This is a genomic window from Saccharothrix xinjiangensis, from assembly GCF_039527585.1.
In the GTDB taxonomy this organism is placed as follows: Bacteria; Actinomycetota; Actinomycetes; order Mycobacteriales; family Pseudonocardiaceae; genus Actinosynnema; species Actinosynnema xinjiangensis.
On sequence record NZ_BAAAKE010000006.1, the window covers coordinates 373,411 to 388,704 of the forward strand.

Sequence of the window (15,294 nt, forward strand, 5' to 3'; positions counted from 1 at the left end):
TCGTGCCGGCTGGTTCAGCGGACCCGGGTCGACCTGATGACGCCGAGCCGCAGGGCCTCGTCGAGCACCAGGGACGCCATCGCGGCCGCGCCGTACTCGGAGAAGTGGGTGTTGTCGCCCTTCTCCCGCGTCAGGAACAACCGCTCCGACCCGGTGACGCCGAGCTGCTGGACGAGGTTCGCGGACGACGTGGTCAGGTCGACCAGCGGTGTGCCCTGCGCGCGGGCGACGGCCTTCACCTCGCCGGGCAGGTTCACGCCCAGCTCGTTCACGTGCCACGCGGTGCCGGTGAGCCGCCCGGCCGAGTCGAACAGCCGGCGGACCGGCGGCGTCACCAGCACGGGCGCGCCGCCCGCCGCGCGCACCTCGCGGACCATGCGGGTGAGGTTGTCGCGGAACGCGGTGGCGGTGGTGCGCTTGTCGTTGTGGCCCACCTGGATCACGACGGTGTCACCCGCGCGGGTCTGCGACCGCACGGCCGGGAACAGCACCGGGTTGGACAGCACCGAGCCGGAGCTCTCGCCGGAGTCGGCGTAGTTGGCCACCGACAGGCCCTCGCGCAGGCGCGCGGGCAGCAGCTGGCCCCAGCCGGTGTAGGGAGCGGTGGGCTGGTCGCACACGGTCGAGTCGCCGACCAGGAACAACGCCGGCGGCCGGACCGGCCGGACGGTGATCGCCTCGACCGCCGGGGAACGCCCGTCGAACACCAGGGTCAACCCGGGCGTGCCGGTGCCGCCCTGACCCGTCGGCTGCCCTTCCGGCTGCCGCACGTTGACCGTGACGACCCGGTCGAGCAGTTGGCCCGCGCCGGTGTCCACCGCGTTCAGCACGCGGCGGCGGGCCTCGGCCGTGATGCCGGTGCCGGCGGCGTGGGACCGGCTGCCCAGCCGCACGGTCACGTCGTAGTGGCCGGGCGCCACGTCGTAGCGGCAGGTGATGGGCCCGGTGCCGGTGCAGCCGGCCGGTGCGGCGTGCGAGGGCGCGGTGCCGAGGGTGGTGAGCGCGCCGGCCGTGAGCGTCACGGCCAGCGCCGAGCGCAGCACAGCGGTCCGGGAGGGCATGGGTGTGCTCCTTGCTGCGGTTCGCCCGCATGACGGGGAGGAGGTTCGTGCGCAGGCCCGCTCCACGTCCGGGGCCGGAGGCGGGTTCCCGGACGTGGGGCGGGGACGACGGTTCAGCCGGTGGCGAGCGCCGACGACAGGATCGGCGCGAGCCGGTCGGCGATCTTGCGGTGGCCCTGGTCGTTGGGGTGCACGTTGTCGGTGGTGTCGGTGGACTCGACGATCCAGCCCGTGGTGTCGACGAACCGCACCTTCGGGTCGTCGACGGCCCGCACGGCCGCCTGCGTCTCCGGGATGTAGCGCTTGCGGAAGGTCTGCATCGCCAAGATCGTGGCGTTCGGGTACTTCTGCCGCGCCCGCTGGAGGAGCGTGACGTAGGCGGACTGGAACTGCGGTCCGGTGACGCCGTGGCCGACGTCGTTGGTGCCGAGGTTGATCACCACGGCGTCGGCGCGGTAGCGGGAGAAGTCCCAGTTCGCGGCGTTGGCCTGCAAACCGGTGCGCAGGAACCGGTCGCTCATCCCGATGCAGCCGTCCGCCGCCGGGACCAGGCACGCGCCGCCGACCGCGATCTGCGTGTGCCCCGCGCCCAGGCGCTCGCCGACCAGCCAGCCGTAGGCGGTCAGGGCCTGCTTGGACGACTGCTGGCCCACCGTGATCGAGTCACCGACGAACTCGACGAGCTTGGCCGGCGCGCTCGGCGCGAACGTCGTCGCGCCCGCGTCCAGCTCGACACCGCGGAACACCGCGTCACCCCGGTAGGACCCGGCGACCGGCCGGTAGGACACCCGCAGGGTGTGGTTGCCGCTCGCCAGCGGCGTCGGGGTGAGGTTCACCGTGCCGCTGCGGTTGACGTACGAGACGTCGGGCCCGCCGTCGATGCTGACGTGGAAGTCGATCGCGTTGCGCTGCTTCAGCTTCACCGTGCGGCCGGTGAACCCGACGAGCACGTAGGCGCCCGCCCACTCCGAGACGTGCGCGGTCGGGTCGGCGGTGTTCCACCGGCCGAAGTGCTTCACGTTCGCGTCGGTCGGCGAGCCGTCGCCGCCCGGCGTGCCGCCGCCGAGCCGGACCAGCAGCCACTGCTGGTTGGCGCCGCCGTTGACGTCGTACTGGGACACCCGCGCGCCGTCGGCGGTCGAGCGCTCCCACACGTCCAGCGCCTTGCCGCTGTTGCGGTTGACGATCCGCACGTGCCCGGCGTCCGCGTCGACCAGGCTGAACTGCTGGTTGGCGGCATTGGCGTCGGTCCACTGCACCACGTTCGCGCCGTTGGCCGTGGACGAGCCGGAGATGTCCACGACCTTGCCGCTGTAGCGGGACTCCAGCCGGTGGAACCCGCCGCCGGAGTCGACGAACCGGAACTGCTGCGCGGCCGAGTCCGTCCTGGTCGCCTGCACCACGGCGGCGCCGTCGGCCGTGGACTGGACCTGCATGGCCTTGCCGCTGTGCCGGGCCACGACCGCGTAGCTCGCCGTGGTGTCGACCGTGGCCGCCTGGGCCGGCGGTGCGACCGGTGCGAGCGCGACGACCGCGCCCACGACCAGCACGAGCGCCGATCGCATGACCGCACCGCATGACGACAGTGTCATGTTCGTGCCTTTCGCCTGAGTCGGCACGGCGGTCGGGCCGCCGGACGAGAGAACGTCTTCGGCGAAAGAGTTACGTGGATCTCCCTTCGCGGTCAATGGCCGCATCTTGTATGGGCCGGAGCGTCGAACACGTTCGACGATGGCGATGTACCGCCCTTTTCGGTCTTTCCGGAATCGAAGTGGAAAGCGCTATCCGTGGTTGGACGCCCGCGAGGGCGGCAGCCCGGATCAGCCGCCGCCACCGCCGCCCGAGGTCTCGGGGCCGGGCTCGTCGTCGGGGTGACCGGGTGAGAAGCGGTCCCGGGCGACGAGGACCACGAGCGTCAGCAAGACCAGGACGGTGGCGATCACGGCCACCAACAAACCGGCATCCATCCCTCGATTGTGCCCCGAGTCCACGTGCCGGTGGGCGTCGGCGAGGCCGGTCGCGGGCAGCACACAGGTCCGAGGTCATCCCGAGCACCGCCGTCTTGACCGTCCGGGGCGCGTCGGCGCGCAGCACGTCGGCGGCCGGGGTCAGGTGGAACCTGCCGTCCTCGTCCTCCCGGAAGACCCCGCGGCCGGCCAGGAACCGCAGCAGCCGGTGCGGCAACGGGCCGTGCGCCCCGATCTTCCCGGCCGGTCGGCGGCGTCGCGCGGCCCGTCCACCAAGTGCTCGACGACGTCGAGCAGCACCGCCGCGCGCAGGGCGGTCGAGCACAGGTGGGCCATGGCGTCGGACAGGACCTGCCGCACCCGGCCCGTGCCGGTGCGCGCCAGGACGTCCCCACCGGCGCGGTCCTGACCACGTTCTCGAACGGGCATCACCCCGGAACACCGACCTGCCCGCCGCACCCTCCGCCGTGCCGGCGCCTTCATCGGCGGCTGGGGGACCACTCGTCCACGGGTGTGAGGGGCACCGGCACCGGCCGCTCCACCGTGGTCGTCAGCTCGATCCGCCGCCCCTCGTCCGCCGCGCGGAGCACGGCGGTCATCGTCTCGAGCACGTGCAGCGCGAGCTCACCGCCGGCGCGCGGGGCCCGCTGCCCGCCGGCCGCGACGAGGTCGAGGAGGCCGATCCCCCGTCCTGCGCCCGCGTAGCCCGCGCTGGGGGGCAGGGTCCGCCACCCGGTGCCGCCGAGCGGGAAGAAACGGGTCTCGCCGTCGAAGAGGTTCGGGTCCGGGACCGCGAGCGTGCCGATCTCGCCGTGCACCTCGATCGGCGCGGCTGTGGTGACCACCCCGTCGAAACTGGTCGTGATGGTGGAGAGCGCGCCGTTGGCGTGTTCGAGCACGCCGGAGACGTGGCTGTCGACCTCGACCGGGATCCGTGGCCCATCCGCGCACCGGAGCCGATGACGCGCTCGGTGCGCAGGCGACTGGCCGCGCCGAGCACCGTGCGCACCGGGCCGAGCAGGTGGATCAGCGCGGTGATGTAGTACGGCCCCATGTCCAGCAGTGGACCGCCACCGGCGGTGTAGTAGAAGTCGGGGTTGGGGTGCCAGCGTTCGTGCCCCGGCGTGACCATCACGGCCGATGCCGAGAGCGGGCGCCCGATGAGCCCGCTGTCGATCGCCGCCCGCGCGGTCTGCGTGCCCGTGCCGAGAACGGTGTCCGGTGCGCAACCGACCCGGACACCGGCCGCGGCGGCCCGATCGATGATCGCTCGGCCGTCCGGGAACGTGACGGCGAGCGGCTTCTCGCCGAAGACGTTCTTGCCGGCCTCGATCGCCCGGAGCGCGATCGAGGCGTGGGCCGCGGGGACGGTGAGGTTCAGCACGGTGTCGACGTCCTCCCCGGCGAGCAGCCGCTCGACACCGACCGCCTCGGCGTCCGGGAGCTCGGCGGCGACCGCAGCCGACCGGGTGCCGTCGAGGTCGGCGACCGCGGTGACGCGCACCGCGGGGTGGTTGCCGAGCGTGTCCAGGTACGCGCGGGAGATGACCCCGAGACCTACGATGCCGACGCGGTGCGGGTCGCCCACGACACCCCCTTCTCGATGACGGCGCGGACGCCGGGGTCTCCAGCACGTCCAGGCCGTGCCCCGGGGTGGTCACCACGATCCTTCCAGCGCCCCACCGGCGGGTCCAGGCAGTCCGGGGCAGCCGGGCAGGTGACCGGCCGGTGCACGGATGCCACGGCCGGGTCGGGTGGGTCGTGGTGGCCGGCGGGCGTCAGCGGGACGGGGTCGTGGCGACCGGGGTCCAACGGGCGCCCTTCCAGGTGCCGTCGGCGGTGGTGCTGCGACCGACCACGACGCCGTGGTTGTTCAGCGCGACCGGCGTGCTGTGGGCGCCGCCCAGCGAGTCGAGGTAAGTGAGCTGCCCGTCGCGCCAGAGGAACACGCGGGTCGACGAGTGGTCCGGCGACGAGGCGTGCCCGATGATGTCGCCGCGCTCGTTGATCGCGGTCGCCACGGAGTTGCCGGGCACGCCGAGGTCGACCTGCTTGCCGCCGGCGGGCCACAGCACCGCGCGGGACATGCCGTTGTCCAGCACCCAGCCGACCGCGTCGCCGCGCTCGTTGAGGGACTGCTCGCCGTGGGCGAGCCGGCCGCTCTCCGACAGGACGGTCAGCTCCTCGCCGTCCCAGCGCAGCGCCACCATGCCCCGGTTGGCGACGATCACACCGGCCTCGTTGACCGCCTCCGGGTCGTACGTGCCGTAGCCCGGACCGGGGGCCAGCGCCGTGCACGCGCCGTCGGCGCAACGGAGCGCGCCGAACTCCTGGAAGGAGGCGGAGGCGTAGCTCGCCGCGACGACACCGGCGTCGTTGATCGCGTACGTCGACACGTGATCACCGGCCACCGGCAGCTCCACGTGCCGCTCGCCGTCCCACACGGTGGCGTGCTGCCCGCCCCGGGACGACGTGGCGTACGACATCGGCACGCTGCCGTCGTCGTTGATCACCTGCGCCAGCGCCCACGCGGCTCCCGGCGGTGCGATGGCCTTCCGCTGGCCCGCGAACCAGACCCACGGCTTCTGCGTGTCCGGCACGCCGTCGGAGGTCGACCCGAGCACCCGGCCGTTCTGGCTGATCGCGCCGGCCAGACCGGGGCCGAGGTCGGTCGCACCGCCGCGCGGCGCCCACAGCACCGCGCGCGTCAGCCCGTCGCCCTGGGCGCTGCCGACGACCTGGCCGAGGTCGTTGACACCGGTGGGGTGGTAGCCGAAGGTGCCGGGCAGGCCCGCGACGCCCGGCAGTTCGGCGATGACGTGCGTGGCGGACGCGACCGCCGCGGGGGTGGTGGCCAGGGGCAGGGCTGTCGCGAGCGCCAACACGGCCAGCGACGCGCGTAAGTCGGGCATGATCGCTCCGTTGCGAGTATGTCCTGAAGTGGCACTGGATCGATCAACGGTAACCCCCGCGCGCCCGCGGCGGTGTCGGCCGGACAGCGCAACGATCCGCGGAACCCATGCGCCGCACGGAGGTTCGCGGATCGCCGAGTCCTGCCGCGACGCTCAGCCGAGCGCGGGTCGCCCTCCGGGCCACGGGCTCGTCAACGAGCGGGGAAACGCCGCTTGACCCGCAGCGGTGACTTTCGAGCGGCACACGGTCCAGCGGCTCCTGCCATGGCCGGTGGGCGCGGCGGAGAGCAGCCGGGTCGAGCCGGGGTTGGTCGCGGTGCGCACGGTCGCGCGGTGGTCCGGCCGTCAGCCCGTCCAGGCCTACCCCGGGGCGTAGGGGGAACAGTCGACAGGGCGGCCCGCGCGGGGGAACTCCATGCCCCCCAGTCCGGGCCGCACGTCGATGGTGCCGCGGCTGAACCCGACCAGTCCCTTGTCCGGTTCGCAGAAGACCAGGCCGCCCTGCCCGCCGACCCCGGGCCGTTCGAGCACCTCGGCCACTGCCCGCAGCTTGACCCCGGCAGGGTCCTCCCGGCGCCAGTCCTCCACGATCTGGACCGCCGTGAAGGTGGAAAGGGACGATGGGCGCGCGTCGGGGATGAAGGGGATCAGGGCGTCGTAGTCACCTGCGCACGCCGCCGCGTGCACCCCGGCGACGTCGCGGGCGCGGTCGTCGCCGAGAGGGGTGCCGTCGGCGTAGGTGAGGGCGGGCCGGCCGCACTGCGCCTGTCGTGCCTCGGACGCCGGTTCCTCCCGGTTGAAGAGCAAGGTCAGCCCCAGGGCCGCGGACATCCCGACCGCAGTCACTGCCAACACCAGGTTCAGCCTGCGATGGCGTTGCGGCCTCATCCGCACGTCAGCCCTGTGAGCGTGCTGCACCGGGTCGCGTTCGCGCTGCTGACGGCCCTGAACGAGCCGCCGTCCGGCACGGTCAGCCTGCCGGTCCGCCCGCCGGCCGACCAGTCGAAGTGGGCGATCCAGGTGCAGTCGCACGACGCGGTGGTGGCATCGAGCAGGAACGTCTCGGCATCGGTGCTGGTGATCTCGTACGGAAAGGCGATCGGATCGACACGCCAGCCCTTGCGGTGGGCTTCCTCGACCGCGTTGGAGTCCACTGGCCTGCCGACGGCCCGGGGCCGGGGTTGGTCCAGGTCGATGTCGACGTGCCGGTAGTTGTCGGAACCCCCGCAGGGAGCATCGAGAAGGATCCCCGGCGGCGGCGGTTCGCGGCTGAGCACCTCGATCCCGATTCCGGTGATCATCACGCTGCGGTCGGGGTGGAGGCCCTGCAGGGTCACCATGACCAGGCCCCGGTCCGCGGACGCGCCCTCGGCGAGAGGTGCCAGGTCGGTCCAGGATCGGGGCTCGCCCTCCGACAACAGCGCCCGGACCTCGTCGGCGGGCTTGGAGGTGAACCAGTCCGACGAGCACGGGTCAGTGACCGGTTTGACCGCCGCGACCAGCGGAACTGCGGAGTCATCACCCCTCGACTGCTCCGGTGGATCGTCGTCGACGGCCTTGACCAGCAGCACCGCCGACAAGATCACCGAACAGGCCAAGAGCACGGTGCCGATCCACCCACCCGGCACGTGATAGGTGTTCCGCGTCGACTGATCGGTGTTCTGCGTGACGCCACCGGTGATCATTCCGGCTTGGACGGCCGCAGAAGCCGATCCGCTCATCGTGTTGCGCGTTGTCGAGAAATCCTCGACTTCTTCGGTCAAGTCGGTGCCGTCGGTGTCGTCCTGTGAATTCGACGGGTCCACGAGAAGGAAATTACCAGCTCCGAATCGTCGGGCCGGGGAGGAACCGATCGCCGGTGGTCACGACCTCGTCCGCCTGCACGTCAGCGGCCGCAGACCGCCGGTGAGGGCTGTCGCACGCGGGTGAGGTCAGTGATCGAATGACGCGCCGGGATCGGGTGAGCGGTCCCGCTCCCCGGTCCGTCGCACAGCGGTTCCGGCGGCAGTTCGCCGATGCACCTCATCCGGTGACCAGCAGCCGGTCCGCCGCGAAGGCCGCGGCGCCCGGGGGCGTCGACGGGCTCCCCGACCGCCTCCGCCGGTCGGGCGTGGCGACCAGCGCACCGTCACCGCCGAAGGTGAACAGGGCGTTGGCCCCCGGCAGGATCCCGCCCCGCCGCGGTCGGCGCGGGTCCGTCAGGTCCCACAGGTGAGTGGTGGCGTCGCGGCCCCGGGTAGCGGCGAACGCGCCGTCCGGGCTCACGCCTGTCCCGCCGGAGCCCTCGTTGAGCGAGGAGATCACGACGAGGTCCGTGGTGTCGGCGGCGACCTCGCCGGCGTGCCGGACCCGCTCGTCGCCGCAGAGGGTGAACAGCTCCTCGAACTGGTCGACGACCAGGGCCGGCTCCGCCTCCGCGGGCCGGTCCACCAGCGCCTGCCGCACGAGCCGGTGCAGGTTGAGCCGGTCGGCGGCCAGGTCCGCGCGAACCGCCCCCGCGGTCGCCCCCACCAGGCGCGCGAGGTGGGCGGCGCACTCCCCGAGCGGGTCGTGCCCCGGGGTGAGCAGCACCACCGGTCCCCCGGCGGTCAACCGCGGCGCCAGGCCCGCCCGCAGCAGCGACGACTCGCCCGACCTGGACGGGCCGAACACCGCCACGAAGCGCCCCGCGCCCACCCGGGCGACCAGCTCGTCGACCTCGTCGTCGCGCCCGCAGAACCAGGCCGCGTCGTCGGCCTGGGCGGCATCCCATCCCCAGGTGATCAGGGGGATCTTCCCCCACCGCGGTGGGGGGTCGTGCGCGGAACGCCACCCAATGGCCCGAGTGGGTCGCGCCCTTCACCGGCTTGCAGCCAGGACAGTTCCGCACACTGGTGCGCGTGGTGGCCGAACGCTGAGGTGACGCCATCGCCGACGGTCGTCCCGGACGGCAGTGGCGGCTCGACCTGACCGGCCGCACCGCCCGGGTCGTCGCCATCACGCCGAAGGTGTTGGTCTCGAACGCCGCCCGCACCCGGGCCATCGAGGTGCCCTCGAACACGCCCATCGACGGGACGCCCGCGTTGTTGACCAGGACGTCGACGGGTCCCGCCGCCTCGAACGCGGCGGTGATGCTCCCGGGCTCGGTCACGTCGAGTTCGAGGACGCGGAGCCGGTCCGACTCGGGGAGGAGGTCCGGACGCGGGGTGCGCATCGTGGCGATGACGTCCCAGCCCCGGGCGTGGAAGTGGAGGGCGGTTTCCCGCCCGTACCCGGAGGACGTGCCGGTGATCGGAACCGTCTTCACTGCGTGCTCACCGCGATGTCGTGGAATCCCCGGATGGGCAGTCATCTTCCTGCCCGGCAGGAGAAGTGGTGATCCCATTCAATCGCTCTGACCTGGTGAACCGATAGAACCATCGTCCCTGGTCCTTGCACGATCCTCTACGGGGCCCCAGTTCGGCCCAGGTCGGGCAGGACGCTCGCCGGGTGCGCCCGGCGTCGCGCAGGCGGGCCGCGTCCCGGCTCGGCGGCTCGCCGAACCGCCTGAGCTCGTCCTCGCCTGTTCGACACCACGCGACGCGGACGACCACCGGTGCCGCAGGTGTGCCGTAACCTACCCCCGGCCGGCGGCCCGTCGAGCCGCGCGACCAGGGGGTTGGTGTCGGGATGACGGCTGGGCGGTCGATGCCCACGAAGGACGACGTGCTCGGGTACTTCGACGCGCTGTCGAACTGGGGGCGGTGGGGTGATGACGACGAGCTGGGCACCCTGAACCACATCACCGACGACGTCCGGCTGGCGGCGGCGCGGGCCGTGCGCCACGGCAGGAGCGTGTCGTGCGCGTGGGAGGTCGCCGTGCCGGAGGAGATGGAGCGGTCGACGACGACGTGCCCGTGCGCGGCGGACATGCCGGGCGCCGAGGACATGCCGGCGCCGGAGTTCCACGAGGACCGGCGCTGGGGCTTCTCGTCCGAGCGGCTGGGCATCGCGTTCCACGGCAACACCGTGACCCACGTCGACTCGCCGTGCCACCTGTTCTGGGACGGCAGGATGTACAACGGGCGGTCGCACTCGCTGGTCGACGCGGCGACGGGATCGGCGTGGGCGGCGGTCACGGCGGCGGCGAACGGGATCGTCACGCGGGGTGTCCTGCTGGACGTGGCGCGGGTCCGCGACGTGCCGTGGCTGGAACCGGGGCGGGGTGCGTTCCCCGAGGACCTGGAGGAGGCCGAGCGACGCCAGGGCGTGCGGGTGCGGCCCGGTGACGCGGTGCTCCTGCGGACCGGCTACGGCCGCGCCCGGCACGAGGCCGGCGCGGCCGGCGGTTTCACGCAGGCCGGCTGGCACGCGTCCTGCCTGCCGTGGCTGCACGAGCGGGGGGTCGCGCTGATCGGCGCCGACACCCCGCAGGACGTGCAGCCGTCGGGGTACGAAGGCGTGTTGATGCCGGTTCACGCCGTGGGGCTGGTCGCGATGGGCCTGTGGCTGCTGGACAACTGCGACCTGGAGGCGTGCGCGGCGACGGCCGCCGAGCTGGACCAGTGGGACTTCCAGCTCGCGGTCGCGCCGGTCCGATTCGCCGGCACGTCCGGCAGCCCGGTCAACCCGATCGCCACGTTCTGACCGAGGCGGAGCCGCGTCGTCAGTGTTCCACCGGTCACCCGGCCCTCCGCAGCACCTCCGCCAACGACGTGGCCGGGTGGCCGGTGAGGCGCTCGACGTGGTCGGTGACGCCGGACAGTTCGCCGTTGGCGATGGCGGTGTAGGTGGAGACCCAGGCGTCCAGCTGCCAGTCCGGTGCGCCGTAGGCGGCGCGGGAGCGGTAGGCCTCCTCCCGGGTCTCGCGCTGGTAGGTGGTGGCGCGGCCGGTGACCTCGGTGATGACCCCGGCGACCTCGTCGAGGGTCAGCGCCTCGGGTCCGGTGAGGTCGTAGGTCGCGCCGGCGTGGTCGGGAGCCGCCAGCAGGACGGCGGTCGCGGCGTCGGCGATGTCGTCCTGCGCCACCACGGCGGCCCGGCCCTCACCGGCCGGGCCCCGGATCACGCCGTCCTCGCCGGCCAGGTGCGGGGTGAAGTCGGCGTAGAGGTTGTCGCGCAGGAACGTGTGCGCCAGGCCGCTCGCCCGGATGTGCTCCTCCGTGGCGTGGTGGTCGCGGGCGAGGGTGAAGGTGGCGTCGGGTGACGCGCCGAAGAAGGAGATGTAGACCAGGTGGGTGACGCCTGCTTCGGCGGCGGCGTCGACGAACGCCCGGTGCTGCTCCACGCGGTCCGGGGTTTCCGAGGCCGAGACCATGAGGACCCGGTCGACTCCGGTCAGGGCGGCGCGCACGGCGGCGCGGTCGGCGAAGGGCGCGACGGCGGCGGTCGCGGCGGGGAGCCGGGGCGCGCGGGACGAGTCGCGGACGAGCAGCCGCTGGGCGACGCCGGCGGCGGACAGGCGGTGGGCGACGCGCCCGCCGAGGCGGCCGGTGGCGCCGGTGACCGCGACGGCGGGAACGGGGTGGTGCGGGTCGGTCACGGTGGTTCCCTCCGGGCGGCTGGGCGGTGCGCGTGGATCATGTCGCGCCCGCGGCCGGCCCGCGAGTCCGGGAACCACGGCGCGAGCCCGAGGGCCGGACCGGCGGGCGCCGGCGCACCCGCGAACCGGCGGGCCTCCGCATCCCCGAACCGGCGGGCGCCGGCGCACCCCCGAACCCGCGGGCGCAGGCCGCTGCCCCGGCCGACGCCCGCCCGCACCGTCAGCTCAGCGCCAGCTCCGAGGTCGGGAACGTGCCGTGCGCCGGGTTGACGTCGGCCTCTCCCCCGCCGCCGTCGCAGCGCCGGTCGGGGTTGAACGCCAGGTAGGTGCCCGAGGAGCAGGCGATCGCGAACTCCGCGTCACCGCCCACCACGACGGTGCCGGACAGGTTCGCGCCGTCCTGGACCAGGGCGTTGTCCTTGACCACGGCGTTGCCGGCGACCGTGCCGCCGTTGACCCAGCCCAGCCCCTCGATGCGCGCGTTGTCCCGGACCGTCGCGCGGCCGTGGACCGCGGCCTTGGGACCGACGTAGGCGGACGCGGCGACCGTGGCGGTGTTCGCGACCCAGCCGCCGCCGTTGGCGTGCCAGCGGCCGCCGCCGGTGGGGGCGGGCTTGACGTGGCCCGGTTCGAAGCCGGACGGCGTGGCGCCGGAGACCCGGAACTCGTAGGGGTGGCGGCGCGCCTTGGGGTAGCCGTCGAGGAAGGCGTAGCGCGGCACGGCGGTCGGCGTGCCGGTGACCACGAGCCACACCTCGCGCTCGCCGGGCTGGAGCTGGAAGGTGACCTGGCCGTCGGTCCCGACCGTCACCGGCGAGTAGCGCGGGACGCCGTTGCGCACCGCCACCAGGCCGAAGGCCCAGCCGGTCGCGCCGGTCTCGGCGTGGCCCCTGACCCGGACCTTCACCAGCGCGCCGTCCGCGGCCACCATCTTGACCTTGTTGAAGCCGTAGTCGGAGGGCGCGGCGCGGGTGTTCACGCGGAAGTGGCCCGCCGCCGCGTCGACCGGCTCGACCAGGCCGCCGTTGTAGGCCTTGAGGAAGCCCGAGCCGTACACGTTGTCGATGAACGGCATGAGCGTCGAGCGGTTGCCGAAGTCCCAGGTGACGTTGCGGGTGGCGTACTCGCCGATCCGCCGGTTCAGCTCGGCCTGGGTGATGCCGGCCAGCCGCCGGTAGACCTCCAGCGGGTGCTCGTCGCTGCGCGCCTCGTTCCACATGCGGTTGAACATCGCCAGGCCGTCGCGGTCCTTGACGTACTGCATCAGCATCCAGTTGCCGTAGTGGTGGCGGCTGGAGCTCCAGTACAGGTTCTCCGAGCGCAGCCAGCGCGTCAGGTCGCCCGCCGCGGTCGTCGGCAGCGCCTGCATCGCCATGAACTCGGCGCCGGTCTCCCAGAACGTGCCCGCGTACGGGGCGGTGAAGCCGTAGCCGGGGCGGCCGAGGAACGTGTAGTTCTGGAACACGTGCGCCAGCTCGTGCGCCAGGCCCCACGAGCCGGGCAGCGCCGCGCCGGGCGCGACGTTGATGATGCCGACCCGGCCGTCCACCGAACCGCCCGTCGCCCACGCGTCCAGCGCGGTGCGGTTCCACGTCCGGGTGATGATGACGATGATCTTGTGCTGGGCCAGCAGCCCCGCTTCCGGCGTGAACCGCATGGTGTTCACGTAGAACGAGTACAGGTTCTCCAGCTGCGTGATGACGCTGCTGGGGTCGAAGTTGTACGGCGAGGGCGCGGACACCGGGTTCGTCCCGGACCGCTCGCCCCACAGCAGGACGAAGTTGGTGGACTCACGCGTGCGCTCGGGCGCCCACGGCACCTCGCCGGTCTGCGTCCACCGGGCCGGGAGGTAGACCGTCTTCGGCGCGGCGGACGCGGTCGGCGGCGCGAGCACCGCGACGAACACGCCCACGATCAGGGCCGCGAGCAGCGCCCGCGCGCTCCGCGGGCGCCTGCCGTGCAGGTCGTACGTCATCGGACGACAACACCTTTCGTCGAACGGCGTGGGAGGCGCGAAGGACGGCGGTGTTCGCACCGAGGGATCCGGGTGTCGGGCCAGGATGGGGTCCGAAAACGTTTTCGGCAAGTCCCACCAGGGCGGCGTCGAACGGCGCGACCCGTTCGACTCGACGCGGGCCGCGCGGTCGACCCGACCGCCGGGAAAAGATCCGGCCGGTGATGTCGAGAACCCGGGACCGGCTCCGTCCCCGTCGTGGAAGCCGACCACAATGGGTCGCGCCGGCACCGAGGAGAGACACCATGGCCAAGTACCTGCTGCTCAAGCACTACCGCGGCGCCCCGTCGGCCGTCAACGACGTGCCGATGGACCAGTGGACGCCGGAGGAGATCTCGGCCCACGTCCAGTACATGAACGACTTCGCCGCCCGGCTGGAGCAGGCCGGCGAGTTCGTCGACGGCCAGGCCCTCGCGCCCGAGGGCACGTTCGTCCGGTACGACGGCGAGGGGCGCCCGCCCGTCACCGACGGCCCGTTCGCCGAGACCAAGGACCTCATCGCCGGCTGGATGGTGATCGACGTCGACGGCTACGAGCGCGCCGTCGAGCTGGCCGGTGAGCTGTCGGCCGCGCCCGGTGCGGGCGGGAAGCCCATCCACGAGTGGCTGGAGCTGCGCCCGTTCCTCAGCACCCCGCCCACCATCACCGAGTGACCGGGCACCTGGACGAGGCCCTGCTCCGGGGCCTCACGCCGAACGTCCTCGCGATCCTCGTCCGCCGCGGAGCCGACTTCGCGGCGGCCGAGGACGCCGTGCAGGACGCGCTGGTCGAGGCGGTCCGCGCGTGGCCCGCCGACCCGCCCCGGGACCCGAAGGGCTGGCTGGTCGCCGTGGCCTGGCGCCGGTTCCTCGACGCGACCAGGGCGGACGCGTCCCGCCGGCGGCGGGAGGACCTGGTCGACGAGGAGCCGGCGCCCGGACCGGCGCCCGCGGTGGACGACACGCTCCAGCTCTACTTCCTGTGCGCCCACCCGTCGCTGACGCCGTCGTCGGCGGTCGCGCTCACGCTGCGCGCCGTGGGCGGCCTGACCACCCGCCAGATCGCCCAGGCCTACCTGGTGCCCGAGGCGACCATGGCGCAGCGCATCAGCCGGGCCAAGCGCACCGTCGCCGGCGTGCGGTTCGACCAGCCCGGCGACGTGGCCACCGTGCTGCGGGTCCTCTACCTGGTGTTCAACGAGGGCTACTCCGGCGACGTCGACCTCGCGGTGGAGGCCATCCGGCTCACCCGGCAGCTCGCGGCCGCGATCGACCACCCGGAGGTGGCGGGGCTGCTCGCCCTCATGCTGCTCCACCACGCCCGGCGCGCCGCCCGGACCTCGCCCGACGGCGGCCTGGTGCCGCTCGCCGAGCAGGACCGCGGCCGGTGGGACACCCGGTTGATCGCCGAGGGCGTCGAGGTCCTCCAGGCGGCGCTGGCCCGGGACCGGCTGGGCGAGTTCCAGGCCCAGGCCGCCATCGCGGCGCTGCACGCCGACGCGCCCACCGCCGGGCGGACCGACTGGGTGCAGATCGTCGAGTGGTACGACGAGCTGCTGCTCCTGGTCGACAGCCCGGTGGTCCGGCTCAACCGCGCGGTGGCCGTGGGCGAGGCCGACGGCCCGCGCGCGGGCCTGGCGGCGCTCGCGGGGCTGGACGCCTCGCTGCCCCGCCACGCCGCGGTGTCGGCGTACCTGCGCGAGCGCGACGGCGACCTGGCGACGGCGGCGCGGCTGTACGCGGAGGCGGCCCGCAAGGCGACCAACCTCGCCGAGGTCAACCACCTGACGCGCCAGGCCGCCCGGCTCAACGCCCGCGGTCGGGTTCTTGACGGTCCGTAGGCGCCGCGCCACCGCCCGAAC

Annotated in this window: 15 protein-coding genes and 3 pseudogenes; 5 read left to right on the forward strand and 13 right to left on the reverse strand. The window is 73.5% G+C overall.

Annotated features, from left to right (window positions below):
- Positions 1–14: 14 nt before the first annotated feature.
- From ABD223_RS17115 to ABD223_RS17135, 5 genes are all read right to left on the reverse strand, one after another.
- A complete protein-coding gene (locus ABD223_RS17115; protein ID WP_344037235.1) occupies positions 15–1,061 on the reverse strand; it encodes a rhamnogalacturonan acetylesterase in 1,047 nt (348 codons plus the stop codon).
- 113 nt (positions 1,062–1,174) lie between these two features.
- Positions 1,175–2,626 (reverse strand): RICIN domain-containing protein, encoded by a 1,452-nt coding sequence (locus ABD223_RS17120; RefSeq protein WP_344037236.1) that lies wholly within the window; start codon positions 2,624–2,626, stop codon positions 1,175–1,177.
- Between the two features lie 255 nt (positions 2,627–2,881).
- Positions 2,882–3,028 (reverse strand): hypothetical protein, encoded by a 147-nt coding sequence (locus ABD223_RS17125; protein WP_344037237.1) that lies wholly within the window; start codon positions 3,026–3,028, stop codon positions 2,882–2,884.
- A gap of 141 nt (positions 3,029–3,169) precedes the next feature.
- Complete coding sequence (locus ABD223_RS17130) at positions 3,170–3,457, reverse strand: hypothetical protein (RefSeq protein ID WP_344037238.1); 288 nt, start codon at positions 3,455–3,457, stop codon at positions 3,170–3,172.
- 50 nt (positions 3,458–3,507) lie between these two features.
- The gene (locus ABD223_RS17135) at positions 3,508–3,927 is read right to left on the reverse strand and encodes a hypothetical protein (RefSeq protein WP_344037283.1); all 420 of its coding nucleotides are present in this window, start codon (positions 3,925–3,927) and stop codon (positions 3,508–3,510) included.
- Positions 3,928–3,936: 9 nt separating this feature from the next.
- Between ABD223_RS17135 and ABD223_RS17140 the strand changes: the two genes are divergently transcribed.
- Positions 3,937–4,071: a hypothetical protein gene (locus ABD223_RS17140; RefSeq protein ID WP_344037284.1), complete on the forward strand. Its 135-nt coding sequence runs from the start codon at positions 3,937–3,939 to the stop codon at positions 4,069–4,071.
- Here ABD223_RS17140 and ABD223_RS43555 read toward each other — a convergent pair.
- The 5 genes and pseudogenes from ABD223_RS43555 to ABD223_RS17165 form a co-directional block, all read right to left on the reverse strand.
- Positions 4,056–4,616 (reverse strand): annotated as a pseudogene (locus tag ABD223_RS43555) (Gfo/Idh/MocA family protein); the annotation flags it as partial. The gene ABD223_RS17140 and the pseudogene ABD223_RS43555 sit on opposite strands and share 16 nt — an antisense overlap.
- 190 nt (positions 4,617–4,806) lie before the next feature.
- A complete protein-coding gene (locus ABD223_RS17150; protein ID WP_344037239.1) occupies positions 4,807–5,940 on the reverse strand; it encodes a hypothetical protein in 1,134 nt (377 codons plus the stop codon).
- A gap of 360 nt (positions 5,941–6,300) precedes the next feature.
- Positions 6,301–6,795 carry a hypothetical protein gene (locus ABD223_RS17155; protein WP_344037240.1) on the reverse strand — a complete coding sequence of 165 codons (495 nt, stop codon included), beginning with the start codon at positions 6,793–6,795 and terminating at the stop codon, positions 6,301–6,303.
- 29 nt (positions 6,796–6,824) lie between these two features.
- Entirely contained in the window at positions 6,825–7,745 is a 921-nt protein-coding gene (locus ABD223_RS17160; RefSeq protein ID WP_344037241.1) for a hypothetical protein, read from the reverse strand.
- Between the two features lie 217 nt (positions 7,746–7,962).
- Positions 7,963–8,757, reverse strand: coding sequence for an nSTAND1 domain-containing NTPase (locus ABD223_RS17165; protein WP_344037280.1), 795 nt, complete (start codon positions 8,755–8,757; stop codon positions 7,963–7,965).
- On the opposite strand from ABD223_RS17165, the pseudogene ABD223_RS43560 reads away from it, so the two are divergent.
- A pseudogene (locus ABD223_RS43560) lies at positions 8,727–8,966 on the forward strand (hypothetical protein); the annotation flags it as partial. The gene ABD223_RS17165 and the pseudogene ABD223_RS43560 sit on opposite strands and share 31 nt — an antisense overlap.
- Here the strand turns inward: ABD223_RS43560 and ABD223_RS43565 are convergent.
- Positions 8,942–9,304: pseudogene (locus ABD223_RS43565) on the reverse strand (SDR family NAD(P)-dependent oxidoreductase); the annotation flags it as partial. The pseudogenes ABD223_RS43560 and ABD223_RS43565 sit on opposite strands and share 25 nt — an antisense overlap.
- 284 nt (positions 9,305–9,588) lie before the next feature.
- Between ABD223_RS43565 and ABD223_RS17170 the strand changes: the two are divergent.
- On the forward strand, positions 9,589–10,545 hold the full coding sequence (locus ABD223_RS17170) for a cyclase family protein (protein ID WP_344037242.1): 957 nt from the start codon (positions 9,589–9,591) through the stop codon (positions 10,543–10,545).
- A gap of 34 nt (positions 10,546–10,579) precedes the next feature.
- Here the strand turns inward: ABD223_RS17170 and ABD223_RS17175 are convergent, their stop codons facing one another.
- Both ABD223_RS17175 and ABD223_RS17180 read right to left on the reverse strand, forming a co-directional pair.
- Positions 10,580–11,440, reverse strand: a complete 861-nt coding sequence (locus ABD223_RS17175; protein WP_344037243.1) for an SDR family oxidoreductase — start codon at positions 11,438–11,440, stop codon at positions 10,580–10,582.
- Between the two features lie 220 nt (positions 11,441–11,660).
- Positions 11,661–13,415: a DUF6055 domain-containing protein gene (locus tag ABD223_RS17180; protein WP_344037244.1), complete on the reverse strand. Its 1,755-nt coding sequence runs from the start codon at positions 13,413–13,415 to the stop codon at positions 11,661–11,663.
- 284 nt (positions 13,416–13,699) lie between these two features.
- Here ABD223_RS17180 and ABD223_RS17185 point away from each other — a divergent pair, with 284 nt between their 5' ends.
- On the forward strand, positions 13,700–14,107 hold the full coding sequence (locus ABD223_RS17185) for a YciI family protein (RefSeq protein ID WP_344037245.1): 408 nt from the start codon (positions 13,700–13,702) through the stop codon (positions 14,105–14,107).
- Positions 14,108–14,115: 8 nt separating this feature from the next.
- Positions 14,116–15,273, forward strand: a complete 1,158-nt coding sequence (locus tag ABD223_RS17190) for an RNA polymerase sigma factor (RefSeq protein WP_344037281.1) — start codon at positions 14,116–14,118, stop codon at positions 15,271–15,273.
- The last annotated feature ends 21 nt before the right edge of the window (positions 15,274–15,294 follow it).